This is a genomic window from Kitasatospora sp. NPDC034023, assembly GCF_055575795.1.
Window position 1 is genome coordinate 57,937 of sequence record NZ_JBVIRY010000036.1, and the last position, 24,591, is coordinate 82,527.

Annotated in this window: 21 protein-coding genes and 1 tRNA gene; 12 read left to right on the forward strand and 10 right to left on the reverse strand. The window is 73.2% G+C overall.

Annotated elements, in window-relative coordinates; translation table 11 throughout:
• Positions 1-97 precede the first annotated feature (97 nt).
• Positions 98-1,624 carry an MFS transporter gene (locus ACZ52R_RS35085; protein ID WP_465617501.1) on the forward strand — a complete coding sequence of 509 codons (1,527 nt, stop codon included), beginning with the start codon at positions 98-100 and terminating at the stop codon, positions 1,622-1,624.
• A gap of 133 nt (positions 1,625-1,757) precedes the next feature.
• Here the strand turns inward: ACZ52R_RS35085 and ACZ52R_RS35090 are convergent, their stop codons facing one another.
• A complete protein-coding gene (locus ACZ52R_RS35090) occupies positions 1,758-2,846 on the reverse strand; it encodes a TOMM precursor leader peptide-binding protein (protein WP_465617502.1) in 1,089 nt (362 codons plus the stop codon).
• 255 nt (positions 2,847-3,101) lie between these two features.
• On the opposite strand from ACZ52R_RS35090, the gene ACZ52R_RS35095 reads away from it, so the two are divergent.
• Positions 3,102-3,851 (forward strand): M48 metallopeptidase family protein, encoded by a 750-nt coding sequence (locus ACZ52R_RS35095; RefSeq protein WP_465754817.1) that lies wholly within the window; start codon positions 3,102-3,104, stop codon positions 3,849-3,851.
• 90 nt (positions 3,852-3,941) lie between these two features.
• On the opposite strand, the gene ACZ52R_RS35100 is transcribed toward ACZ52R_RS35095, so the two are convergent.
• Both ACZ52R_RS35100 and ACZ52R_RS35105 read right to left on the reverse strand, forming a co-directional pair.
• Positions 3,942-4,529: an NUDIX hydrolase gene (locus ACZ52R_RS35100; protein WP_465617506.1), complete on the reverse strand. Its 588-nt coding sequence runs from the start codon at positions 4,527-4,529 to the stop codon at positions 3,942-3,944.
• Positions 4,526-6,076, reverse strand: a complete 1,551-nt coding sequence (locus ACZ52R_RS35105; RefSeq protein WP_465617508.1) for a zinc-dependent metalloprotease — start codon at positions 6,074-6,076, stop codon at positions 4,526-4,528. The genes ACZ52R_RS35100 and ACZ52R_RS35105 overlap by 4 nt, the downstream gene beginning before the upstream one ends.
• 198 nt (positions 6,077-6,274) lie before the next feature.
• On the opposite strand from ACZ52R_RS35105, the gene ACZ52R_RS35110 reads away from it, so the two are divergent.
• From ACZ52R_RS35110 to ACZ52R_RS35125, 4 genes are all read left to right on the forward strand, one after another.
• Complete coding sequence (locus ACZ52R_RS35110) at positions 6,275-7,423, forward strand: NAD-dependent epimerase/dehydratase family protein (RefSeq protein ID WP_396287760.1); 1,149 nt, start codon at positions 6,275-6,277, stop codon at positions 7,421-7,423.
• Positions 7,424-7,598: 175 nt separating this feature from the next.
• A complete protein-coding gene (locus ACZ52R_RS35115; protein WP_360505616.1) occupies positions 7,599-8,039 on the forward strand; it encodes a molybdenum cofactor biosynthesis protein MoaE in 441 nt (146 codons plus the stop codon).
• 285 nt (positions 8,040-8,324) lie between these two features.
• Positions 8,325-8,516: a hypothetical protein gene (locus ACZ52R_RS35120; RefSeq protein ID WP_360505619.1), complete on the forward strand. Its 192-nt coding sequence runs from the start codon at positions 8,325-8,327 to the stop codon at positions 8,514-8,516.
• Between the two features lie 42 nt (positions 8,517-8,558).
• A complete protein-coding gene (locus ACZ52R_RS35125; RefSeq protein WP_360505622.1) occupies positions 8,559-9,668 on the forward strand; it encodes a YlbL family protein in 1,110 nt (369 codons plus the stop codon).
• A 29-nt stretch (positions 9,669-9,697) separates the two neighbouring features.
• On the opposite strand, the gene ACZ52R_RS35130 is transcribed toward ACZ52R_RS35125, so the two are convergent.
• Positions 9,698-10,270 carry a PPA1309 family protein gene (locus ACZ52R_RS35130; protein ID WP_360505625.1) on the reverse strand — a complete coding sequence of 191 codons (573 nt, stop codon included), beginning with the start codon at positions 10,268-10,270 and terminating at the stop codon, positions 9,698-9,700.
• A gap of 224 nt (positions 10,271-10,494) precedes the next feature.
• On the opposite strand from ACZ52R_RS35130, the gene ACZ52R_RS35135 reads away from it, so the two are divergent.
• The 3 genes from ACZ52R_RS35135 (at position 10,495) to ACZ52R_RS35145 (ending at position 16,006) form a co-directional block, all read left to right on the forward strand.
• The gene (locus ACZ52R_RS35135; RefSeq protein WP_465661417.1) at positions 10,495-13,500 is read left to right on the forward strand and encodes a UPF0182 family membrane protein; all 3,006 of its coding nucleotides are present in this window, start codon (positions 10,495-10,497) and stop codon (positions 13,498-13,500) included.
• 91 nt (positions 13,501-13,591) lie between these two features.
• Positions 13,592-13,665: transfer RNA gene (locus ACZ52R_RS35140), tRNA-Met, on the forward strand.
• 367 nt (positions 13,666-14,032) lie between these two features.
• A complete protein-coding gene (locus tag ACZ52R_RS35145; RefSeq protein ID WP_465617512.1) occupies positions 14,033-16,006 on the forward strand; it encodes a tetratricopeptide repeat protein in 1,974 nt (657 codons plus the stop codon).
• A 95-nt stretch (positions 16,007-16,101) separates the two neighbouring features.
• Here ACZ52R_RS35145 and ACZ52R_RS35150 read toward each other — a convergent pair whose 3' ends face one another.
• Positions 16,102-16,515, reverse strand: a complete 414-nt coding sequence (locus ACZ52R_RS35150) for a Fur family transcriptional regulator (protein WP_465617514.1) — start codon at positions 16,513-16,515, stop codon at positions 16,102-16,104.
• A gap of 104 nt (positions 16,516-16,619) precedes the next feature.
• Between ACZ52R_RS35150 and ACZ52R_RS35155 the strand changes: the two genes are divergently transcribed.
• Positions 16,620-18,095 (forward strand): catalase, encoded by a 1,476-nt coding sequence (locus tag ACZ52R_RS35155; RefSeq protein ID WP_465754818.1) that lies wholly within the window; start codon positions 16,620-16,622, stop codon positions 18,093-18,095.
• A 95-nt stretch (positions 18,096-18,190) separates the two neighbouring features.
• Here the strand turns inward: ACZ52R_RS35155 and hisN are convergent, their stop codons facing one another.
• The 5 genes from hisN to ACZ52R_RS35180 all read right to left on the reverse strand — a co-directional run bounded on the left by hisN (position 18,191) and on the right by ACZ52R_RS35180 (position 22,824).
• Positions 18,191-18,988, reverse strand: a complete 798-nt coding sequence (hisN, locus tag ACZ52R_RS35160; protein ID WP_360505639.1) for a histidinol-phosphatase — start codon at positions 18,986-18,988, stop codon at positions 18,191-18,193.
• A gap of 232 nt (positions 18,989-19,220) precedes the next feature.
• Positions 19,221-19,544, reverse strand: a complete 324-nt coding sequence (locus ACZ52R_RS35165; protein ID WP_465617518.1) for a DMT family transporter — start codon at positions 19,542-19,544, stop codon at positions 19,221-19,223.
• 120 nt (positions 19,545-19,664) lie between these two features.
• Complete coding sequence (gene rsgA, locus ACZ52R_RS35170; RefSeq protein ID WP_465617520.1) at positions 19,665-20,720, reverse strand: ribosome small subunit-dependent GTPase A; 1,056 nt, start codon at positions 20,718-20,720, stop codon at positions 19,665-19,667.
• Positions 20,721-20,735: 15 nt separating this feature from the next.
• Complete coding sequence (gene aroA / locus ACZ52R_RS35175; protein WP_465754819.1) at positions 20,736-22,067, reverse strand: 3-phosphoshikimate 1-carboxyvinyltransferase; 1,332 nt, start codon at positions 22,065-22,067, stop codon at positions 20,736-20,738.
• A gap of 31 nt (positions 22,068-22,098) precedes the next feature.
• Positions 22,099-22,824, reverse strand: coding sequence for a M50 family metallopeptidase (locus ACZ52R_RS35180; protein ID WP_465617524.1), 726 nt, complete (start codon positions 22,822-22,824; stop codon positions 22,099-22,101).
• 138 nt (positions 22,825-22,962) lie between these two features.
• On the opposite strand from ACZ52R_RS35180, the gene ACZ52R_RS35185 reads away from it, so the two are divergent.
• The gene (locus ACZ52R_RS35185; protein ID WP_465754820.1) at positions 22,963-23,715 is read left to right on the forward strand and encodes an SOS response-associated peptidase; all 753 of its coding nucleotides are present in this window, start codon (positions 22,963-22,965) and stop codon (positions 23,713-23,715) included.
• A gap of 87 nt (positions 23,716-23,802) precedes the next feature.
• On the forward strand, positions 23,803-24,462 hold the full coding sequence (locus tag ACZ52R_RS35190) for an alpha/beta hydrolase family protein (protein ID WP_465754821.1): 660 nt from the start codon (positions 23,803-23,805) through the stop codon (positions 24,460-24,462).
• The last annotated feature ends 129 nt before the right edge of the window (positions 24,463-24,591 follow it).

A 24,591-nucleotide genomic window follows, 5' to 3' on the forward strand; every position in this document is an offset into this window, starting at 1 on the left:
GGTTGCGCACACTGTTCCGCCATGCGTACAGTGTTCGCATCGACGGAACGCAGTGCGCACCGAAGGAACGGTGTGCGCGATTGGGGAGGGGAAGCTGATGTCAGCCGACAACGTGACCGAGGCCGGGGGCCGCAACCCGCACCGCTGGTGGATCCTGATCGTGCTCTGCCTGAGCTCGCTCGTGCTGGTGATCGACAGCATGGCCCTGACCGTCGCGGTCCCCTCGATGACCACCGACCTCGGCGCGAGTGCCCAGGACACCCAGTGGATCCTCGACTCCTACGTCCTGGTCTTCGCCGGCCTGCTGCTCACCTCCGGCAGCCTCGGCGACCGCTTCGGCCGCCGGAAGGTCATGATCATCGGATTGCTGCTCTTCGGAGCGGCCTCGCTCGCCGCGACCTTCTGCGCCAGCCCTGCCGAGGTCATCGTCGCCCGGATCGCGATGGGCGTCGGCGGCGCGCTGATCATGCCCTCGACGCTGTCGATCCTCATCACCGTCTTCGACGGGGACGAGCGCAACAAGGCGATGGCCGCCTGGGGTTCGGTCTCGATGCTGGGGCTGGTCGGCAGCCCGGTGCTCGGCGGCGTGCTGATCGCCCACTTCTCGTGGCACTCGATCTTCTTCATCAACGTCCCGGTGGTGGCGCTGGCGATCCTGGCGGGCCTGCTGCTGATGCCGGAGTCCAAGGGGCCGTGGCAGAAGCCCGACCCGCTGGGCGCGGTGCTGTCGGCCGTCGGCATGACCGCCCTGATCTGGTGGATCATCGAGATCCCGCAGCACGGCGCGTTCGCAGGCCGGGCGCTGGTCACCCTGGTCGTCGCGGTGGCCGCGCTCGTCGGGTTCGTGGTGTGGGAGAACGTCACCGCCGCGCCGATGGTGCCGCTGGCGCTCTTCAAGGCCCGCAACTTCAGCGGGGGTTCGCTGTCGCTGACCCTGGTCCAGATCGGCAACGGCGGGCTGCTGCTGGTGCTCACCCAGTACCTCCAGTTCGTGCTCGGGTACTCGCCGGTCAAGGCGGGCCTCGCGTTCCTGCCGCTGGCCGTCGCGGCACTGCTCGGCAACGGGTTCGGCGCCAAGTTCGCGGCGAAGTTCGGCAACCGGCTGCTGATCCTCGCCGGGATGCTCGTCATGGCCTCCTCGTTCGCGCTGCTGACCACCGTCTCGGCCGACACCGGCTTCGCCGTCCCGTCGGTGGCGCTCGGCCTGCTCGGCCTCGGGGCGGGCCTGGCGATGCCGGCCGCGGTGGGCGCGCTGATGGGGACGATCCCGGCGGAGCAGGCCGGCGTCGGCTCGGCGCTGAACGACACCATCCAGCAGGCGGGCACCGCGCTCGGCATCGCGATCCTGGGCTCGCTGCTGTCGAGCGGCTTCGCGAACGGGATGCCGGCCGGGACGCCGGAGCAGGCGAAGCACTCCATCGCCGGGGCGCTGGCGATCGCCAACGGGGACTCCGGGCTCGTCCGGACCGCCCGGGAGGCCTTCACCGGGGCGATGACGACCACCTTCACGGTCAGCGCGATCGGTGTGCTGGCGGCGGCGCTGGTGGCCACGCTGGTGATGCGGGACCGGAAGGCGGAGGCCGGGGCCGAGGAGAACACCGAGGAGGCGGTGGTCGCCGCCTGAGTCCCGGTCGGACGGAGTCCGGTCGGCGCGTGCACCGGGAAGGCCGGCACCCTGCGGGGTGCCGGCCTCCGGCGCTCTTCGGCGTTCTTCGGCGCTGTGACTCGGCCCCTCGACCCCTCAGCCCGGCGGCCCCTCAGCCCGGTGGCAGCGGTTGCCACAGGCACCCGCAGTCCGGGTGCCCCCGCAGCCGCAGCCGCCGGGCCATCCCGTCACCCGCCGACACCTCGCACCACCCGTCCACACTCGGCGGCCGGCCACCGTCCAGGTACACCTGCACCTGCAGCGCGGCCAGTCCGGCGACCGCCGTGGCCAGGGCCGTGTCGCAGGCCGGCGTACGGGCGCGGCCCGGGCCCTCGTGGGCCAGCTGGGCCAGGACCCGAGGCCAGGCCGCGTCCTCGTCCTCCCTGCGCAGCACCAGGCAGTGCCCGCACGCCGACATCCCGGGGATCACCAGCGGCCCGACGACGCCGAACTCCTCGACCACGCCCACGTACAGGTGCGGCACCCCGGCCCGGAGCAGCAGCCGGGCCTCGTACGTCCCGCCCGCGAAGGCGGCGCTGCCGTCCCGGGGCGCGAGGACCACGAAGTCCGGTGGCGGGTCGCCGGGCCCGCGGCGCGGTGCCGGAGCCGGCGGACGGCCCGCGGCGCGCTGCACCGCCTCCCGGGCCGCCGTCGAGCGCAGCCGCCCGACGTCCCCGGGCGGCAGCCCCGCCGGGGAGCAGTCGCCCGGCGTGACCCGGCCGCCGTCCACGACGGTGACCGTGCCCGTGCCGCCGGCGGCGAGCACCGCCGCCACGGCGGCACCGACCCGGCCCGCGCCGCGTACCTCGATCCGCGCGTCGGCCCGTCGGGCCAGGATCGCCGGTGCGGCGCCCGGGCCGGAGTGGACCAGGGAGAGCGAGGCGAGGTCGGGCCCGAGCAGCTCCCGGTGCGGCTGGGGGAAGCGGGCCAGTGTCCGGTCGGCGGCCTCCGCGTCGTCCAGCAGCCCGGTCTCCGCCAGCTCGGTCAGCAGGGTGTCGGTCGGCTCGCGGCCGAGGCCGATCCGCTCGCCGGCCGCCAGGAGTTCGGGCCGGTCGCGCGTGCCGTCGAGCAGCCCGAGGAACTCGCACAGGGTCGGGTCGGCATTGCCGAGCACCCCCGCGTGGCGGGTGACGGTGCCGAACTGCAGGGTCTCGGAGTCCCGCCAACTGCGGGACAGGGCGGGCTTCAGTGCGAGGCGCACGGCGATCTTCCTCCCGATCGTTTCCGGACGGCTGACCGCAGCATGCCCCATCGGGCCGACGGGGCGTCGAAGGTTTTCCACAGGTCCGTGCACATGATCGGACCAGCGGTTCGCACGCCCTGTGGATAACCGGCCATCCTCCCCGGCGTCGGTTTCCGGACACCCGCCGTCGACATTTCGTTCCCGATCACTCCATGAAAGATTCCGGCCATGGCAGCGGACTTCTGTCCGTGCCACCGGGTAACGTCGTGTGCCATGGCAGCCGAGCGGGACTCCCATCCACCGGCGTCGCGTCGGCGTGCCCGTGCAGCGTCCGGGTCGCAGATCGCGACGCCGAACACGCGCGGCCGCCCGGACCAGCTGCACCCGGACCAGCTGCACCCGGAGCAGCAGCCGAGGTCGGCGCCGCCGCATCCGCCCGTCGGGGCGGTCTCCCCGGAGGCGCTCGACCGCAGCCGGGTCGAGGTGCGGCGCAGCGCCCGCCGCAGTCGTACGGTCTCCGCCTACCGCGAGGGCGACCGCACCGTGGTGCTGATCCCGGCCCGGATGTCGCACGCCGAGGAGCAGCGCTGGGTCGCGCAGATGCTGGAGAAGCTCGCCGCCCAGGAGTCCCGGCGGATCCCCGGGGACGGGGCCCTGATGACCCGGGCCCGTGAGCTGTCGGCCGCCTACCTGGAGGCCCGCGCCCATCCCCGCCAGGTCCGCTGGGTCACCAACCAGAACTCGCGCTGGGGCTCCTGCACCCCGAGCGAGGGCACGATCCGCCTCTCCCACCGTCTCCAGGGCATGCCGGAGTACGTGCTGGACTACGTGCTGCTGCACGAGCTGGCGCACCTGCTGGTGCCGGACCACGGTCCGGCGTTCTGGGCCCTGCTGGAGGCCTACCCCCGGACCGAGCGGGCCCGCGGCTACCTGGAGGGCGTGGTCTCGGCGGCCCGGCTGCCGCACATCCCCGGTGCCCGGCACGCCGACCAGGGGTCCGACCCGGCCACCTCCTGCGGCTGACGCGCCCCGGGGGGCGGCGGAAGCCGACCGGAGGACGACAAGAAGGGGGCGCGGGCCGTATCGGCCCGCGCCCCCTTCCGCTGTCGCACCTCAGCCGGTCAGCTGCCGCGCCCGGGCCACCAGATCGCGCACCGAGTGGTCGGTGAGCTCCGGCAGCCCGTCGTAGTCGAACCAGCGCAGGTCCAGCGACTCCTCGCTGATCAGCGCCTGCGCGCCGGCCGGGGCCACCGCGATGAACTGGACGTCGAGGTGGGTGTTCTCCGGCCGGTCCTTGCCGGTGCAGCGGACCACGTGCCGGTCCAGCTTGGCCGGGACCGGGGCGCCGTCCGCCTCCAGCAGGACCAGGTCGGGGATGCCGGACTCCTCGACGGCCTCGCGCAGCGCGGCCGAGGCGAGGTCGCGGTCGGCGGGCTCGCAGTGCCCGCCCATCTGCAGCCACATGCCGACCTTGGGGTGCAGGGTGAGCAGCACCCGCCCGGCGGCCGGGTCGACGACGGCCGCGCTCGCGGTGATGTGCGCGGGCAGGCAGGACCGGTACATGCCCTCGGGCTGCGCGGCCAGGTGCGCCAGGTAGTCGAGCCGCAGCCGCTCCTGGTCCTCCTCGGCGGGGCGCCACGCGGACAGCGTGCGGACGGCGTCCGCGTGCAAGGGGGACGCGGACGTTCCGGGGTCCGTCATGCGGTGGGCTCGCCCTTCCCGTCGGTGTCGGTGCCGTCGGTCTTCGGCTTGCCGTCGTCCTCGGAGAGGTCGTCGTCCTTGCCGAGGTCGGGGCCCTTGGTGAGGTCGGGCTTGCCGGCCGCGGCCTCGCCGAGCAGCCTGTCGATCGCGTCGAAGTCGAGCCCGCCCTCCAGGCCGTCCGCGGTGCCCCGGTGCACGAAGGCGTCCGGGTCGTCGAGGTCGGCGGCGGTGGGCAGCATGTCCGGGTGCTCCCAGAGCGCGTCGCGGCCCTCGACGCCGCGGGCGTCGGCGAGCAGCGCCCACAGCCGGGAGGCGTCCCGCAGGCGGCGCGGGCGCAGCTCCAGGCCGACCAGGGTGGCGAAGGTCTGCTCGGCGGGCCCGCCGGCCGCGCGGCGCCGGCGGACGGTCTCGCGCAGCGCGCCGGCCTGCGGCAGGTGCGGTTCGGCGGCGGCGTGCACGACGGCGTCGACCCAGCCCTCGACCAGCGCGAGCGCGGTCTCCAGGCGGGCGAGCGCGGCCTTCTGCTCGGGGGTGTCCTCGGGCTGGAGCAGGCCGCCGGCGAGCGCGTCCTGGAGCGCCTCGGGGTTGCTCGGGTCGAGCTGGCCGACGAGCTCCTCCATGCGGGAGGTGTCGACCTTGATGCCGCGCGCGTAGGCCTCGACGGCGCCCAGCAGGTGGGCGCGCAGCCACGGCACATGGGCGAAGAGTCGCTGGTGGGCGGCCTCGCGCAGGGCGAGGTAGAGGCGGACCTCGTCGGCGGGCACGCTCAGGCCCTCGCCGAACTCGGCGACGTTCTGCGGCAGCAGCGCGGCCTGGCCGGCCGGGGCGAGCGGCAGGCCGACGTCGGCGGAGCCGACCACCTCGGCGGCGAGCGCGCCGAGGGCCTGGCCGATCTGGGTGCCGAACATGGCGCCGCCCATGGAGCGCATCATGCCCATCAGCGGGCCGGCCATGGCCTGCATCTCCTCGGGCAGGATGCCGCCCATGGCGTTGCCGACGCGCTCGGCGACCGGGTCGACCAGGTCCTTCCAGACCGGGAGAGTGGCCTCGATCCACTCGGCGCGGCTCCAGGCGACGGCGGTGCCGGCGCCGGAGGGGAACTCGGTGGCGCCGTCGAGCCACAGGTCGGCCAGGCGGACGGCCTCGGCGACGGCGGAGCGCTCGGCGGCGCTGACCGAGCGGTCCTTGCTCTTGCCCTCGGCGGGCTCGGCGACGACGCTCTGGCGGGCGATGTTCTTGGCGAGGTCCCAGTTCACCGGGCCGCCCTCGAACGAGAGCATCTGCCCGAGCTGCTGGAACGCGGCGCCGAGGTCGCCGGGGTTCATGCCGCCGAACATCGCGGCGAAGGGGTTGTCGGCGCCGCCGGGGCCGCCCGGGGCACCGGGCATCCCGAACATCGCGCCGAAGGGGTTGCCGCCCCCGAAGCCGAACTGCTGCGGGCCGGAGGCGGACTGGTCCTGGTCCTTCTTCTGCGCGTCGTCGGGCTTGGCCTTGCCGTCCTCGGGCTCCTCGGGCGGAACGCCGAATCCGAAGGGAAGGTCGCTCACGGGGTCCTCGATCCGGTCGGCCGTCATGCGGGTGTGGCGGAAAAGTCTGCGCCCGGGGCGGTGGCGGAGTGGGGGACTCGGGGGCGGCTCCCGCGCGGCAGGTCCGCGCCGGGTGCACCGCCGGGCCTTCGCCTCGGGCAGGATGGACGTACGTGACACACGTCCGTACGCACATAAGCTAACCGTGGAGGATGGCCGGTGAGTTCCCCGCCCTCGGACGTTCGCTCTGGGCTGACCGGAGGAGAGGAGGCGTCGGACACCACGGCGTCGCCGCCTCCAGCCTACGGCGGACGGCCGCTGACCGTGGCGGTGACGGGCGCCGCGGGTGTGCTGGGGGAGCGGGTCGCGGCGCGACTGGTGGCCTCCCCGCACGTGAAGAAGGTCCTGGCGGTCGACGACCGGCGCGGCGAGGTCCCGGGCGTGCAGTGGCGGGTGCTGGACGTACGGGACCCGGCGGTGGCCGAGCGGCTGGTCGGGGTCGACGTGGTGGTGCACCTCGCGATGGACTTCGGCATGGAGTCCGACCCGCGGGCCCGCAGCGCCTACAACGTGCGCGGCGCCCAGACGGTGCTGACCGCGGCCGCGGCCGCCGGGGTGCAGCGGGTGGTGCTGTGCACCTCGGCGATGGTCTACGGCGCGCTGGCCGACAACGAGGTGCCGCTGGCCGAGGACTCCGAGCTGCGGGCGACCGAGGAGGCCTCGCTGGTCGGGGACCTGCTGGAGATCGAGCGGCTGGCCCGCCGCGCGCCGCGCGCCCACCCCGGGCTGCAGGTGACGGTGCTGCGCCCGGCCGTGGTGGTGGGCCCCGGTGTGGACACCGTGCTGACCCGGCACTTCGAGGCGCCCCGGCTGCTGGTGGTGGCCGGCTCCCGCCCGTGCTGGCAGTTCTGCCACGCGGACGACCTGGCGGCGGCGCTGGAGTACGCGGCGCTGGGCCTGGTCGAGGGCGAGGTGACGGTCGGCTGCGACGGCTGGCTGGAGCAGGAGGACGTGGAGCGGCTGTCGGGGATCCGGCGGATGGAGCTGCCGGCCGCGCTGGCGCTCGGGACGGCCGCGCGGCTGCACCGGCTGGGCCTGACCCCGGCGCCGGCCGGGGACCTGGCGTACACGATGTACCCGTGGGTGGTGTCCGGCAGCCGGCTGCACGAGGCGGGGTGGCGCCCGGCGCACACCAACGAGCAGGTGCTGGCCGAGCTGCTGGCCCAGGTGTCCGGCAAGCACGCGGTGGCGGGGCGCCGGTTGGGCGGCAAGGAGGCCGCGACCAGCCTGGGGGCGGCCGGGGCGACGGTGGCGCTGGTCGGTACGGCGGCGCTGGTGCGCCGGGCCCGCAAGCGGCGCCGGTTCTGAGGCGGCGCCGGTTCTGAGGCGGTGCCCGGTCCGAGGCGGTGCCGGGTCCGAGGCGCGCCGCTTCTGAGGCGTGCCGATCGACGGATCGGCGCGGTTTTCTCACGATGCGAAATTTCCACATCGTGATGCGGAAGACACTTGCCTCCGACCGGTCCGGATGAGGAATCATGGGGTCATGTCCGAGAACCACGACCCCATCCGCCTGCTCGCCATCCGCGACACCCCGCTCTCGCTGGACGAGGTGTACGAGGCGGTCGGCGACGACGCGGCCGGCGGCACCACCGTCTTCGTCGGGACGGTCCGTGACCACGACGGCGGCAAGTCGGTCGCCGCGCTGGAGTACAGCTGCCACCCCAACGCCGAGCAGGAGATGCGCCGGATCGCCGAGAAGGTCGTCGCCGACTTCCCGGTCCGGGCGCTCGCTGCGGTCCACCGGGTCGGCCGGCTGGAGATCACCGACAAGGCCGTGATCGTCGCCGTCTCCTGCGCCCACCGCGGCGAGGCCTTCGCGGCCGCCCGCCGGCTGATCGACGACCTCAAGCACGAGGTGCCGATCTGGAAGCACCAGGTCTTCGCCGACGGCGAGGAGGAGTGGGTCGGCGCCGGCAGCTGCTGACGCCGACCGCCCGCACCGCGGCGTCGCACTCGCCGTGAAGCCGCACCCGCCGTGGAGCCGCTCGCACCTGCCACGAAGCGGCTTGCGCCGCGGAACCGCCCGCATGTCCCGCGCGTCTGTCGGGTCAGGCGCGCCGGGGCCTCACTCGAACGGGTTCGCGGCGGCGCCCCGAATAACTCCCTGGAAGTGAGCCGATCGGCCGTCCCGTAACCCGGACGGCGCCGGCCGCGTTGTCCGCCGGAGTGGTTAATCTGCTCATAGACACGACGAGCTGGGAGTACTGACATGGGTGCGCTCGCCTGGTTGATCATTCCGGTAGTCGCCGTCCTGGCCGCGGCCCTCTGGGCGGGCTGGGCCCAGCGGGCCCCGAGAGCCACGGGGGACCCTGCCTCGCTCGCCGAGCACCGGCGGTTCATGGCCGCCATGGAGCGCACCACAGCGGGGGCCGCCGCCCCCGGTGAGCGTTCCGGCCGGTAGCCCGCCGGGCGTCGCGTCACCCGCGTCCCGTACTGTCGAGGCATGCCACGCCGCTCCGCGACGATGCTCGCTGCCACCCTGCTGCTCATAGCACTGCTCTGCGTCTCGGTGCTGATGAAGGTGCCGTACACGGAGATGAGCCCGGGGCCGACGTACAACACGCTCGGCAACCAGGGCGGCAAGCCGGTGATCAGCGTCGCCGGCCACGACTCCTACCCGACCACCGGGCACCTCAACATGACGACCGTCCAGGTCACCGGGGCCAAGTACGAGCCCAGCCTGGTCAACGCGGTGGTCGGCTGGCTGCGCGACGACGTGCTGGTGGTGCCGCACGACAACGTCTACCCGAAGGGTCAGACGGACGCGGACGCGAAGCAGCAGAACGCCGAGGAGTTCGCCTCCTCCGAGGACAGTGCCCGCACCGCGGCGCTCAAGCAGCTGGGCATCCCGGTCGGCAGCGAGCTGATCGTCAAGTCGGTCACCGCCGGAGCGCCGGCCGAGGGCAAGCTGCACGCGGGCGACCAGATCGTCGCCGTCGACGGGACGCCGGTCGGCTCGGTCGAGCAGGTGGTCGCCGTCGTCACCAAGCACAAGCCGGGCGAGTCGGTGGTCTTCACCGTCGTGCCGCGGGTCAAGGACGCCGCCGGCAACGGCGCCGCCCCGGGGAACCGGACGGACGTGACCGTCCCGACCGTCCGGGCCAGGGACCTCGACCCGAAGGCGCCGGCCGAGCGGGCCGAGCTCGCGGTGGTCGGCATCGGCACCGGGATCCGGCACACCTACCCGTTCCAGATCGACATCGGCCTGCAGGACGTCGGTGGCCCGAGCGCCGGCCTGATGTTCTCGCTCGGCATCATCGACAAGCTGACCCCGGGCGGCGACCTCACCGGCGGCCGGTTCGTCGCGGGCACCGGCACCATCGACGACGACGGCAAGGTCGGCCCGATCGGCGGGATATCGATGAAGCTGATCGCCGCCCGGGACGCGGGGGCCCAGTACTTCTTCACCCCGTCCTCGAACTGCGCCGAGGCGACCAAGAACGTCCCGTCCGGGCTGACCCTGATCAAGACGGACACGCTGGACGGCGCGCTGAAGTCGCTGGAGCAGGTCCGCTCCGGGCAGACCTCCGCGCTGCCGTCCTGCGCCAAGTAGCGCTCGGGGGAAGGCCCCCGGCGACCGTCCTACGAGAAGGTCGCCAGCAGCGCGTCGGTCAGGCCGGGCACCAGGTCCGGGCCGGTCAGCACCTCGCGGGCGACGTCCTTGGAACGCAGCCGCAGGGCGATCTCCTTCTTGCCGTCGCGCAGGACGGCGGCGGTGATCCGCACCTCCTCGCGCTTGGGGTGGTTGGCCACCCAGTCGGCGAGCTGGGCGTCGCTGGCACCCCGCGGGCGGGACTGCTCGGCGCCCGGGGGCAGCATCAGGCGCTCGACGACCAGGGCGCAGCCGGCCACGGCGTCGGGCCAGGCGATGGTGCCGAGGAACTTGTCGAGCTCCATGCCGGCCGGCAGCTCGTCCTGCTCGACCGGGGTCAGGCCGGGCTCGTCGCTGTCGGCGAGGCCGAGCTGCTTGGCGATCCGGGGGTCGGCCTTGCGCAGGGCGGCGCTGTCCACCAGGGCGAACAGCCGGGCCGGGAGGTCCCAGCCGAGGGTGGAGGCGTACTCGTCGATCTCCAGCGCGGCCCGGGTGAGCGGGGAGGCGGCCGGGAGCTTGGAGACGTCGTCGGGGGAGTTGTTGAGATCAGACGCGTCGGACATGCCTCAATCCTCACACGCCGGGCGGGACGCGCTCGCCCGGGCGGTCCGGCGGGGGCCGGGTGGTGCGGACCGGCCCCGGGACACGGTGGGCGGAGACGGCCGGGGGCGGGGCGCCGTCGTAACCGTCTGCTAACGGTGGGAACTCGGCCAAAGCCTGGTTAAGTTGCTCTGACGACCGATCGATATCCAGACGACACAGCTGAGGTGCCACCGTGGTATTCCAGATGCCGGAACGCTCAGGGCCGGGTTTCCGGCGAAGGGTGGGCCCGCCCTCCCGGCGGGCGCGGGTCGCCCTGCTGACCCTGGGCGTACTCGCGGTGCTGTTCCTGCTGTTCGTCATGTTCGCGGGGTTCTGGACGGACTGGCTGTGGTTCAGGTCGGTCCACTACTCCTCGGTCTTCACCACCCAGCTGTGGACGAAGATCGGGCTGTTCGCGGTGTTCGGCCTGCTGATGGCGGCGATCGTCGGCTTCAACATCTGGCTGGCGCACCGGCTTCGGCCGCCGCTGTCGGCGATGTCGGTGGAGCAGCAGAGCCTGGACCGCTACCGGACGGGCCTGGCGCCGTTCAAGCGCTGGGCGCTGATCGGCATCTCGCTGGTGATCGGCCTGGTGGCGGGTGCCGCGGCGTCCGGCCAGTGGCGGACCTGGCTGATGTGGACCAACGCGACGTCCTTCGGGGAGAAGGACGCCCAGTTCGGCATGGACGTCTCCTTCTACGCCTTCGACCTGCCCTTCTACGAGTTCGTGCTGGGCTTCGCGTTCAGCGCGGTGATCGTCTCGCTGCTGACCTCGGCGCTGGTGCACTACCTGTACGGCGGGCTGCGGCTGCAGGGCCCGGGCCGGCGGGCGAGCGCGGGCGCGCAGGGGCACCTGGCGGTGCTGCTGGGCGTGTTCGTGCTGCTGAAGGCCGTCGCCTACTGGCTGGACCGGTACGCGCTGGCGGTCAAGACCGGCGCGTACAAGGGCGTCTCGGGCTGGACGGGCCTGCGCTACGTGGACGCCAACGCGTTCCTGCCGGCCAAGACCATCCTGTTCTTCGTCGCGATCATCTGCGCGGTGCTGTTCTTCCTGACCCCGATCCGCCGCACCTGGGCGCCGGCCCTGATCGGGCTGGGGCTGATGGTGCTGTCGGCGGTGCTGATCGGCGGCCTGTACCCGGCGATCGTGCAGCAGTTCCAGGTCAAGCCGAACGAGCAGGCCAAGGAGACGCCGTACATCCAGAAGAACATCGACGCGACGCGGCAGGCGTACGGGATCGCGGCCGCGCAGACCACGCCGTACAGCCCGCAGGGGTCGACCAACGGTGACGCGCTCAAGCCGGACGCGCAGACCATCGCGGACGTGCGGCTGCTGGACCCGAACATCGTGTCGCAGACGTTCCAGTCGCTGGAGCAGCAGCGCAACTACTACGCCTTCCCGAGCACGCTGGACGTGGACCGGTACGGCAGCGGCGCGGACAAGCAGGACACCGTGATCGGCCTGCGCGAGCTGGACCTCAACGGCGTGCAGCGCAACTGGATCAACGACCACTTCAAGTACACCCACGGCTACGGCGCGGCGGTCGCCAAGGGCAACCAGGTCGACGACAAGGGCGGGCCGGTGTTCACCGAGTCCGGTCTGCCGGCCACCGGCGCGCTCGGCGACTACCAGCAGCGGATCTACTACGGCGAGAAGACGACGACGTACTCGATCGTCGGCGGCGCGAACAAGGAGATCGACTACACCGACACCAAGACCGGCCAGAACGTGGAGTACACGTACGGCGGCGACAGCGGTGTCTCGCTGGACAACCCGGTCACCCGGGCCGCGTACGCGGTGCGCTTCGCCGAGCCGCAGATCCTGTACGCGGGGGCGATCACCGACGGCGCCAAGGTGATCTACAACCGCACGCCGAAGGAGCGGGTGGAGAAGGTCGCGCCGTGGCTGTCGATCGACGCCGACCCGTACCCGGTGGTGCAGAACGGCCACGTGGTGTGGGTGGTGGACGGCTACACCACCTCGGACGGCTTCCCGTTCTCCTCGAAGACGACGCTGGGCGCCGCGACCAAGGACTCGCTGACCAACCAGCGCGGTGAGCTGCTGACCGTCGCCAACCAGGTCAACTACATCCGCAACTCGGTCAAGGCCACGGTGGACGCCTACACCGGCGAGGTGAAGCTCTACCAGTGGGACGAGAAGGACCCGGTCCTGAAGACCTGGATGAAGGCCTTCCCCGGCACCGTCGAGCCCAAGGCGGACATCCCGCAGTCGCTGCTGCCGCACCTGCGCTATCCGCAGGACATGTTCAAGGTGCAGCGCGACCTGCTCGGCCAGTACCACGTGACCGACTCCAACTCCTTCTTCAACGGCAGCGACATCTGGCAGGTCCCGGTGGACCCGACCAGCGACACCAAGCAGGTCCAGCCGCCGTACTACGTGACGGTGCGCACGCCGGACGCCGCCAACGCGAGCTTCTCGCTGACCAGTACCTTCGTGCCCAACGGCCGTCCCAACCTGGCGGCGTTCATGGCCGTCAACGCGGACCCGGGCGACGACTACGGGAAGATCCGCGTCCTGAAGATGACCGGCGAGTCCGGCGCCCCCGGCCCGGGACTGGTGCAGTCGAAGTTCAACTCCCGTCAGGAGGTGGCCTCGCAGATCTACGCCCTGAAGACCGGCGGTGACACCGAGCTCGAGTACGGCAACCTGCTGACCCTGCCGGTCGGCGGCGGCCTGCTCAACGTCGAGCCGGTGTACGTGCGCGGACGCGGCGCCAAGTACCCGACGCTGCAGAAGGTCCTGGCGGTGTACGGGGACGACAACGTGGCGTTCGAGAACACCCTGGAGGCCGCGCTGACGAAGCTGTTCGCCGGGCAGGCCCCGCCGGCCACGCCGGTCGCGCCGTCCAGCCCGGGCGGCGGGACGACCCCGACCTCGCCGACGACGCCGACCTCCCCGACGTCCCCGACGTCCCCGGCGACGCCCACGCCCACCGCGCCGGCCACGCCGGCCCCGGGCGGGACGATCTCGCCGGAGCTGCAGAAGGCGCTGTCCGACGCGGCGAAGGCGTACAACGACAGTCAGACCGCGTTCAAGAACGGCGACTGGGTGGCCTACGGCAACGCCCAGAAGGCGCTCGGCGACGCCCTGAAGGCGGCCGAGGCGGCCCGCGGCGGCCCGGCGCCCACCCCGACCGGTACCCCCGCCCCGGGAGCCACCGGCGGGGGATCACCGAGTCCCCAGCCGTAAGGCCGCGGCAGTAGCCCTCAGCGGTGGCCCGCTGAGCTGCGGTAACCGTTTTCCGTTCCACCCCGCGCCCGTGCTATGGTTCAACTACCGACGCGGGGTGGAGCAGCTCGGTAGCTCGCTGGGCTCATAACCCAGAGGTCGCAGGTTCAAATCCTGTCCCCGCTACAAAGGCCAGAGGCCCGGAGGATCCTTCCTCCGGGCCTCTGGTGTTTCCCGGGGTGTTTTCGCGCAGAAGCGGTGGGAACCGCTCCGGTACTATCGACCGTCGCCAAGGAAGACGGCAGTGGGGTTTGTGAGGTCGAAGTGTCGGGAAATCGACAAAGCGTCGAAGCAATTCCGTCGGCTTCGGGTCGGCCCCACCGGAATTCGGGCGGGGCAGGTGTACGCGGGTAGCGGGTGATGCGACGATGGGACACGTGGGGGACGGTGCACGGCTGCTGATCGGCCGTCGGGTCCGGCGCCTCCCCTGGGAGTCCCCCCGGCCGCACGCCGGGGCACGATGCCGCGACACTCTGGGGGAGCGGGAGTCGGCATGAGGCTGATCGGCAAGTCAGGCGCCAAGTCAGCGGCGGCAGCCGAGGCGGACACCGACGCCTGGGCGGAGAGCGCAGAGGCCCCCGACAGCCGTCCCGGAGCCCTGCCGGCCCAGCGCACCAGCGGACTGTCCGAACGCCCCACCCCCGGCTACGGCCCCGACAGCCTGGTCCACGTGCCCACCCGTCACTTCGCCGCCGCCGTCGGCGCGTACGGGGAGCGGACCGACGAGGAGCCGGCCGCCGGCGCCGCCCTCGACCCGGCGGGCCTGGACCCCACCAGCTTCGAAACCGCGCTCGCCGCCCGCGAGTCCGCCGCGCTGGAGGCCCGGCACCGGCAGGCCGCCGACGGCGGGGACCCGGAGGCCGCCGGCCGGCTGGGCACCCTGCTGCTGCGCCGCGGCGACCTGGAGGACGCCGAACCGTACCTGCGCGCCGCCGCGGCGGCCGGGGTGCGCGCCGCCGCCAACAACCTCGGCGTGCTGCTGCACCAGCAGGGCCACCGGGCCGAGGCCGGCCAGTGGTGGCGCCAGGCCGCCGTCGCGGGCAGCGCCCCGGCCGCGCACGCGCTCGGCCTGCAACTGCGCGACCAGGGCGAGGAGGAGGCCGCCGAGTACTGGCTGCACTTCGCCGCCGACCACGGCCACCCGCTCGGTGCCTACGCCCTGGGCGACCTGATGGAGCACCGGCGGGACGTCCGGGCCGAGCGCTGGTTCAAGGTCTCCGCCGACGCCGGGCACCGGGAGGGCGCCTACCGGCTGGGCCGGATGCGCGAGGCCGCCGGGGACAAGGAGACCGCCGAGGCCTGGTACCGCACCGCCGCCGCCCGCAGCCACGCCCGCGCCGCGCTGCGCCTGGGCGTGCTGCTGGAGGAGCGCGCCCGTGCCGACCGGTCCCCGGCGGAGGAGGCGGCCCGCTGGTACCGGCAGGCCGCGCAGAACGGGGAGCCGCGCGCGGCCTGCGCGCTGGGCTTCCTGCTGCGCGACTCCGGGGACATCGAGGCCGCCGCCGAGTGGTGGCAGGAGGCCGCCGAGGCCGGGGACGGCAACGCGGCCAACGCGCTGGGCGCGCTGTACGCGAGCCGCGGCGAGGCCAAGGAGGCCGAGCGCTGGTACCGCGTCTCGCTGGACGCGGGCGACCAGAACGGCGCCTTCAACCTCGGCCTGCTCTGCGCCGGCACCGGTCGCGAGCAGCAGGCCGAGCAGTGGTACCGCCGGGCCGCGTACGCCGGGCACCGGGAGGCCTGCAACGCGCTGGCCGTGCTGCTGCTGCAGCGCGGCGACGAGTCCGGGGCCCAGCCGTGGTTCTCCAAGGCCGCCGAGGCCGGCAGCGTCGACGGCGCCTTCAACCTCGGTGTGCTGCACGCCGGGCGCGGCGAGCAGCGGCAGGCCCAGGAGTGGTACGCGCGGGCCGCCGCCGAGGGGCACGGCGAGGCGGCGCTGCAGCTCGCCGTCGTCCAGGAGCAGCGCGGCAACCTGACCGGGGCGCTGGACCGCTACCGGCAGGCGGCGGCGGGCGGCTCGGCCGAGGGCGCGTTCCGGCTGGCCTCGCTGCTGGACCGGCGCGGTGACGCGGACGCCGAGGCCGAGCACTGGTACGCGCTGGCGGCCGACGCCGGGCACCGGCGGGCGCAGGTGCGGATGGGCGTGCGGGCGGCCGAGCGCGGTGCGCTGGAGATCGCCGAGAGCTGGTACCGGCGGGCCGCCGAGGCCGGCAGCCGCAGCGCCGCGTTCAACCTGGGGCTGCTGCTGGCCCGGCAGGACAGCGAGGCCGAGGCGATGCTCTGGTACACCCGGGCCGCCGACGCCGGGCACGGGCGGGCGGCGCTGCGCCTCGCGCTGCTGGCGCTGCGCCGGGGCGAGCCGGTGCAGGCGGAGAACTGGTGCCGGCGGGCGATCGACTACGGCCCGGCCGAGGTGGCGGAGCGGGCCGGGCGCCTGCTGGGCGCGCTGCACGCCGAGCTGAGCGCGTAGCGGGCCGCCCGTTCGGGGGGCTGGGCGTTCGGGAGCTGCCCGTTCGGGGGCCGGACGTTCGGGCTGGGCGCGTAAGGGTGCGCTCAACTGTCGCGCTACGGGCGGCAGTCGGGGCACAGGCCGCGGTAGGTGACCTCGGCGGCGGTGACGGTGAAGCCGAAGCGCTCGGCGGCGGGCAGTGCGGCGAGCGGGTCGCCGTGCGGGTGGACGTCGCGGATCGCGCCGCAGCCGGAACAGACCAGGTGCTGGTGGGCGCGGTGCGCGTTGGGGTCGTAGCGCCGGGCGCGGCCGTCGGTGGCGACTTCCAGGACCTCGCCGAGGGCGACCAGTTCACCGAGCGTGTTGTAGACGGTGGCGCGGCTGATCTCGGGCAGTCGGTCCGTCGCGCGGGCGTGCACCTCGTCGGCGGTGAGGTGGACGTGCTCGCCGTCGAGGACCTCGGCCACGACCCGGCGCTGCGAGGTCAGCCGCCAGCCGCGTTCGCGCAGTCTCTCCAGCAGGTCGTTCATGGCCACCAGAGTAAGTCACAGTCCGGGATTGATTCCAGTATTGACTTGGACAAAGTCCAAGTTAGGATCGTGTCATCACGACCGACCCCGTGGAGGCACCCGTTATGACCACGCAGGACGAGCTGCGCCCGACCCTCACCACGGAGGCGGGTGCCCCCGTCGCCGACAACCAGAACACCGAGACCGCGGGCATCGGCGGCCCGGCCCTGATCCAGGACCAGCTGCTGTTCGAGAAGCTCGCGCACTTCAACCGTGAGCGGATCCCGGAGCGCGTCGTGCACGCCCGCGGCGCCGGGGCCTACGGCACCTTCACGGTCACCGCCGACGTGACGCCCTGGACCCGGGCGGCCTTCCTCTCCGGGATCGGCAAGCAGACCGAGGTCTTCCTGCGCTTCTCCACCGTGGCCGGCAACCTCGGCGCGGCCGACGCGGTGCGCGACCCGCGCGGCTTCGCGCTGAAGTTCTACACCGAGGAGGGCAACTACGACCTCGTCGGCAACAACACCCCGGTGTTCTTCATCAAGGACGCCATCAAGTTCCCCGACTTCATCCACACCCAGAAGCGCGACCCGTACAGCGGCTCGCAGGAGGCCGACAACGTCTGGGACTTCTGGGGCCTGTCGCCCGAGGCCACCCACCAGGTCACCTGGCTGTTCGGCGACCGCGGCATCCCGGCCTCCTACCGGCACCTGAACGGCTACGGCTCGCACACCTTCCAGTGGCAGAACGAGGCCGGCGAGCACTTCTGGGTCAAGTACCACTTCAAGACCGACCAGGGCATCCGCAACCTCACCCAGGCCGAGGCCAACGCGCTCGCCGGCGAGGACCCGGACAGCCACCAGCGCGACCTGCGCGAGTCCATCGAGCGCGGCGACTTCCCCAGCTGGACGGTGCAGGTCCAGATCATGCCGGCGGCCGACGCGGCGGCCTACCGCTTCAACCCCTTCGACCTGACCAAGGTCTGGCCGCACGCCGACTACCCGCCGATCGAGATCGGCCGGCTGGAGCTCAACCGCAACCCCGACAACGTCTTCGCCGAGGTCGAGCAGTCGGTCTTCTCCCCGGCGCACTTCGTGCCCGGCATCGGCCCGTCCCCGGACAAGATGCTCCAGGGCCGCCTGTTCGCGTACGCCGACGCCCACCGCTACCGGGTCGGCATCAACGCCGACCACCTGCCGGTGAACCGTCCGCACGCCACCGAGGCCCGCACCAACAGCCGCGACGGCCACCTGTACGACGGACGCCACGGGCGGCAGAAGAACTACGAGCCGAACAGCTTCGGCGGCCCGGTCCAGACCGGCCGCCCGCTGTGGGCCGCCACCGCCGTCGACGGCCTCACCGGCACCCACGTGGCGCCCGCGCACGCCGAGGACGACGACTTCGTGCAGGCGGGCAACCTGTACCGGCTGTACTCGGAGGACGAGAAGCAGCGGCTGATCGCCAACCTGGCCGGCTTCATCGCCAAGGTCTCGGCCGACCGCGAGGACATCGTGGAGCGGGCGATCGACAACTTCCGCCAGGCCGACGCCGACTACGGGCAGCGGCTGGAGACGGCGGTCCGGGAGCTGCGCAAGCAGTAGCAGCAGCCGGGCCGAGAAAGCGGCAGGCCCTGTGACCAGCTCCCACTGGTCACAGGGCCTGCAACCATGTCAGGGCGGTTCAGGCGTTCAAGCGTTCAGACGCTCAGGCGGCGCAGCGCTTCCTCGTGCAGCACGCCGTTGGAGGCGACGGCGTCGGCGCCGCCGGGGCCGGGGATGCCGTCCAGGCCGGTGAAGCGGCCGCCGGCCTCCTCCACGATGACGCAGTTGGCCGCCATGTCCCACAGCGACAGCTCGGGCTCGGCGGCGATGTCCACGGCGCCCTCGGCGACCATCATGTAGGACCAGAAGTCGCCGTAGGCGCGGGTGCGCCAGCAGGCGCGGGTGAGGTCCAGGAACGGGTCGAGGCGGCCGCGCTCCTCCCAGCCGGTGAGCGAGGAGTAGGAGAAGGACGCGTCCTCGATCCGGGAGACGCCGGAGACGTGGATCCGGGAGGCCTTGGTCAGGCTGCGGCCGGCGAAGGCGCCGAGGTCCTTGGCCGCCCACCAGCGGCGCTGCAGCGCGGGGGCGGAGACGATGCCGACCACCGGGCGCTCGACGCCGTCCGGGCCGTCCTCCAGCAGGGCGATCAGGGTGGCCCAGACCGGGACGCCGCGGATGTAGTTCTTGGTGCCGTCGATCGGGTCGATCACCCAGCGGCGCGGGCCGGAACCCTGCAGGCCGAACTCCTCGCCCAGGATCGCGTCACGCGGGCGGGCGCGCTGCAGCACGCTACGCACGAGTTCCTCGGCGGCCTTGTCGGCGTCGCTCACCGGGGTGAGGTCGGGCTTGGTCTCGACCTTCAGGTCGAGGGCGCGGAAGCGCTCCAGGGTGACCGAGTCGGCCGAGTCGGCGAGGACGTGGGCGAGTCGGAGATCGTCGTGGTAGTCGGCCATGTCCGAAACCCTAGCGAGCCCGCCCCGATCGGCACAGCGGGGCTCGCGGAGCGGGACGGGGCCGTCCGGGGGCGCGCCGTGTCGGCGAGTGGGCGAGCAACCGCCCCGAGCCGAAGGGGCGCGCCGGTGCCGAAAGGGAGGAGCGACAAGCCAGGCACGAGCGCCGGAGCGCCGACCGTCGGCACCGGGTCAGAGCGCCCCGGAGGCGAGCGGGCGAGTATCAGGGCGAGTATCAGTGCGCGGTGCCGCTGAGCTGGAGGCCGATGACACCGGTGATCACCAGGGAGATCGAGACCAGTTTGAGCACCGAGGTGGCCTCGTTCAGGAAGACCATGCCGTAGATGGCGGTGCCGGCCGCGCCGATGCCCGTCCACACCGCGTAGGCGGGGCCGATCGGCAGGCTCTTCAGGGAGAGGGTGAGCAGGCCGAAGCTGCCGAGGGCGAACACGCAGAAGCTGACGGTGGGCCAGAGCTTGGTGAAGCCCTCGCTGAGCTTGAGGTTGATCGCGAAGCCGGTCTCGAGCAGGCCGGCCAGGACCACCAGGGCCCATGCCATCGCGTGCCCTCCCAGTCGATCGACGGGTCGGACCGTGCCCGGCCCGACTTTCCTATGATCGCCAGGCGGGCGCGGTCCGACACCTCGAAGGGGCCACGGATCCCGGGAGTGAGCGAAGGCTCAGTCGTCCTCGCGGGTCTCCTTGCTGGCCAGCAGACGGCGCAGCGAGTAGAGCCGGGCGGCCTCGGCGTGGCCGTCGGCGACCCAGGCGTCCAGCGCGCAGTCCGGCTCGTCGTGGCTGCACGCGCGCGGGCACTCGGCCGTGCCGGGCTCCAGGTCGGGGAAGGCGAGGATGACCCGGGACGGGTCGATGTGCGAGAGGCCGAAGGAGCGGAAGCCCGGGGTGTCGATCACCCAGCCCGGGTTCAGCGCCTTCTTGGAACCCGGCTTGGCACCGAGCGGCGGCGGCAGCCGCAGCGCGAGAGCGGAGACGGTGGTGTGCCGGCCGCGGCCGGTGACCGCGTTGACGTGGCCGGTCTGCCGCTGGCGGTCCGGGACGAGGGCGTTGACCAGGGTGGTCTTGCCGACGCCGGAGTGGCCGATGAACACCGTGGAACGCCCGCGCAGGTACGCGCGGACCGCCTCGGCGCCGGTGGTCTCCAGCTCGTCGCGGCGGGTGACCACGTACTGGATGCCGAGCGAGGCGTAGGAGTCCAGCAGTGTCGCGGCCGGGGCCAGGTCGGACTTGGTGAGCACCAGCAGCGGCTCCATGCCCGCGTCGTAGGCGGCCACCAGGCAGCGGTCGATCAGCCGGGGGCGCGGCTCCGGGTCGGCCAGCGCGGTGACGATCGCCAGCTGCTGGGCGTTGGCGACGACGATCCGCTCGTACGGGTCGTCGTCGTCCGCGGTGCGCCGCAGCACCGAGCTGCGCTCCTCGACCCGGACGATCCGGGCGAGCGTGTCGGCGTCCCCGGAGAGGTCGCCGACGATGTTGACGACGTCGCCGACGACGACGCCCTTACGGCCCAGCTCGCGGGCCTTCATGGCGACGACCTCGCGCTCCTGCTTGGTGCCCGGGTCGACCAGACAGGTGACCCGGCCGCGGTCGACCGTCAGCACCATCGCCTCGGCGGCGTCGTCGTGCTTGGGCCGGATGCGGGTCCGCGGCCGGGAGCCCCGGCGGGCGGGGCGGTTGCGGATGTCGTCTTCGTCGGCGTCCTTGCCGTAGCGGCGCATGGCTCAAGTCTCCGCTCAGGCGCCCGCCGCCGCTTCGCCGAGCAACTCGGCCCACATCCCGGGGAAGTCGGGCAGCGTCTTGGCGGTGGTGGCGACGTTCTCGACCTCGACACCGGGCACGGCCAGGCCGAGCACGGCGGCGGCGGTGGCCAGCCGGTGGTCCTCGTAGGTGTGGAAGATGCCGCCGTGCAGCGGGCGCGGGCGGATCCGCAGGCCGTCCTCGGTCTCGGTGACGTCGCCGCCGAGGTCGTTGATCTCCTTGGCGAGCGCGGCGAGCCGGTCGGTCTCGTGCAGCCGCAGGTGGGCGATGCCGTACAGGTGAGACTCGGAGTCGGCGAGCGCGGCGACCGCGGCGATCACCGGGGTGAGCTCGCCGACGTCGTGCAGGTCGGCCTCGATGCCGTGGATCCGGCCGGTGCCGGTGAACTGCAGGCCCTCGTCGGTGAACTCGCAGGCGCCACCCATCCGGGTGTAGATCTCGCGCAGCTGGTCGCCGGGCTGGGAGGTGTGCTTGGGCCAGTCCCGCACGGTGACGCGGCCGCCGGTGACCAGGGCGGCGGCGAAGAACGGCGCGGCGTTGGACAGGTCCGGCTCCACCACCAGGTCGCGGCCGATCAGGGCGCCGGGGGTGACCCGCCAGACGTCCTTCTCGCCGCCGTCCTCCGGGGCGTCGACCTGGGCCCCGGCCAGGCGCAGCATCTCCACGGTCATCCGGATGTGCGGCAGCGACGGCACCGGGCCGCCGACGTGCCGGACCTCGATGCCGTGGTTGTAGCGGGCGCCCGAGAGCAGCAGGGCGGAGACGAACTGGGACGAGGAGGAGGCGTCCAGCTCGACCGGGCCGCCGTCCAGGGAACCGGTGCCGTGGACGGTGAGCGGGAACGCGCCCCGGCCGCCGTCGTCGATCCGGGCACCGAGCGCGCGCAGGGCGTTGATCACGCCGTGCTGGGGGCGCTCGTAGCAGCGCGGGTCGCCGTCGAAGTGCACCGGGCCGTCGGCGAGGACGGCGAGCGGGGGCAGGAAGCGCATGACCGTGCCGGCGTTGCCGACGTCGACCGAGGCGGGGCCGAGCAGCGCGGGCGCGGGGATGACCCGCCAGGCCTCGCCGCCGCCGGTGCCGCCCGCCTCGTTGTTGACCGTCTCCTCGATGGTGACCCCGAGGGCGCGCAGGCCGTCGGCCATCAGCTGGGAGTCGCGGCTGCGCAGCGGACGGCGCACCCAGCCGGGCTTCTCGGCGAGAGCCGCCAGCACCAGGGCCCGGTTGGTGACCGACTTGGAGCCGGGGATGGTGACGGTGGCGTCGACGGGGCTGGTGGCGACGGGGGCGGGCCACAGGGTCTCGGTCATGTGGCAAGTCTAGGGGCCGCCCGAGCGCCCTCTAATGCAGCGGCTGGAGCAGCCAGCTCGCGCCGAGGGCGAGGCAGGCGAGGGCGGTGAGCAGGAAGACGGTGACCCAGGCGAGGGCCGGGACGTGGGTGAGCCGGGCGAGCTGGTCGGCGTCGGAGTCGCGGGCCCAGCCGATGCGGCGCTGGTGCTGGAGCTCCAGGACGGGACGGACGGCGCCGAAGAGCAGGAACCAGCAGCCGAGGTAGGCGAAGCCGGCCTGGACCTCGGCGCTGCCGAACCAGGAGACCAGGAAGAAGGCGCCGCCGGCGACCAGGACGGTGAAGAGGCCGAAGGCGTTGCGGATGCGCAGGAGCAGGGCGAGCAGCAGGGCGATCGCCAGCCAGAGCAGCAGGGTGATCCGGTCGGCGGCGAGCAGGGCGGCGCAGCCGAGCCCGAGCAGGGCGGGGGCGGTGTAGCCGGCGGCGGCGGTGAGGATCATCCCCGGGCCGGTGGGGCGGCCGTAGGAGAGGGTGAGGCCGGAGGTGTCGGAGTGCAGCCGGATGCCGGCGAGCTTGCGTCGGGTGGCGAGCGCGATCAGGCCGTGGCCGCCCTCGTGGGCGATGGTGACGGCGTTGCGGGTGACGTGCCAGAGCGGGCGGGCGAGGACGGCGAGCAGGGCGGCGGCGCCGGTGGCCAGGACCAGCCAGCCGGGCGGGGCGGGCTGGCTGCCGGTGACGTGGTCCCACAGGGCGCTCAGGGTCTGGTCGTCGGTGCTCATGTGATCTTCCCCGCCTCCGTTCGCTGCGTTGGGCCGTTCGGGGCAGCCTCCCATGCGGGGACGGGCGGGCGGGAGCGGGCGGTTCTGGTCCGGGGATGAAGAGGTGGTGAGAACCGGCGGCATGGCAAGCTGGCCCGCATGTGCGGTCGGTTCGCAGCCAGCAGCAAGCCCGAGGCCATCGTCGAGCTGTTCGACGTCGAGCAGTGGGACCCCGAGGAGACCCTGGACCCGAACTGGAACGTCGCGCCGACCGACAGCGCGTTCGTGGTCCTGGAGCGGATGGGCCGGGAGCGGCCGCGGGCGGTGCGGCAGCTGCGGGTGCTGCGCTGGGGGCTGGTGCCGCAGTGGTCGAGCACCGCGGAGACGGCGGTGAAGATGATCAACGCCCGGTCGGACACGGTGCACGAGAAGCCCTCCTACCGGCAGGCCTTCGCCGCGCGCCGGTGCATCCTGCCGGTGGACGGCTACTACGAGTGGCAGACGGTGCCGGGCGAGCGGGGCAAGGCGCGCAAGAAGCCGTACTTCGTCTCCCGGGCGGACGGCACCCCGCTGGCGCTGGCCGGGCTGTACGAGTTCTGGCGCGACCGGGCCGTACCGCCCGGGCACCCGGAGGCCTGGCTGGTGACGTTCACGATCGTCACCACGGACGCCGAGGAGACGCTCGCGCCGATCCACGAGCGGATGCCGCTGTTCCTCGACCCGCAGGACTGGGACGAGTGGCTGGATCCGCGGCTGACCGACCCGGACGGGCTGCGCCGGCTGCTGATACCCCCGCCGCCCGGCGCGCTGCTGGCCACCCCGGTGTCCCCGGCGGTCGGCAGCATCCGCAACAACGGCCCGGAGCTCAAGGAGCCGTGGACCGAGGTCGAGTACGAGACCACCCTGTTCTGAGCTGTTCCTGGCAGTCCTGAACCTGTCCTGCAACCTGTCCTGCAACCTGTTCTGACCTGTGCTGAAGCGCGTTGGGAGCAAGCGGAGATGACCACCGAACCCGTCCCCACCGAACCCGTCCCCACCGAGACCGGGGAGGCCCGGATCACCTACCACCGGGCGGCCGCGCCGAAGGCCGTCCTGGCATTGGGCCACGGCGCGGGTGGCGGGATCGGGGCCCGGGACCTGGTGGCGCTGGCCGGGAACCTGCCGGAGCGCGGGATCACCGTGGCGCTGGTCGAGCAGCCCTGGCGGGTGGCGGGCAAGAAGCTGGGCCCGGCGCCGAAGACGCTGGACCTCGGCTGGCGGCCGGTCGCCGAGCGGCTGGCCGGGCAGGGGCTGCCGCTGGTGGTGGGCGGGCGCAGCGCCGGGGCGCGGGTGGCTTGCCGGACGGGGGTGGCCACCGGGGCGGTGGGGGTGGTGGCGCTGGCGTTCCCGCTGCACCCGCCGGGCAAGCCGGAGAAGAGCCGGGCGGAGGAACTGCTGGAGTCGGGGCTGCCGACGCTGGTGGTGCAGAGCGTGGCGGATCCGTTCGGCGGGCCGGAGGAGTTCCCGGGGCTGCCGGCCGGGCACGAGCTGGTGGCGGTGCCGTACGGCAGCCACGGCTTCGAGGTGCCCAAGCGGGCGCCGGTGGGGCAGGACGAGGTGCTGGACCTGATCTGCGCGGCGGTGGGGGACTGGGTGCTGGCCCTGGTGGCCCGCGGGTGAGGCCGTGGCCGCCGCGACCGCTGTGAGCAGGGAGTTTCCGGTCGCTCACCCCTGGGAGTGAGGTCCGCGGGTGAGGCGGGAATGCGGGCGGGGCCGGTGTGGTTGACACCGTCGTCAGCACGATCACCG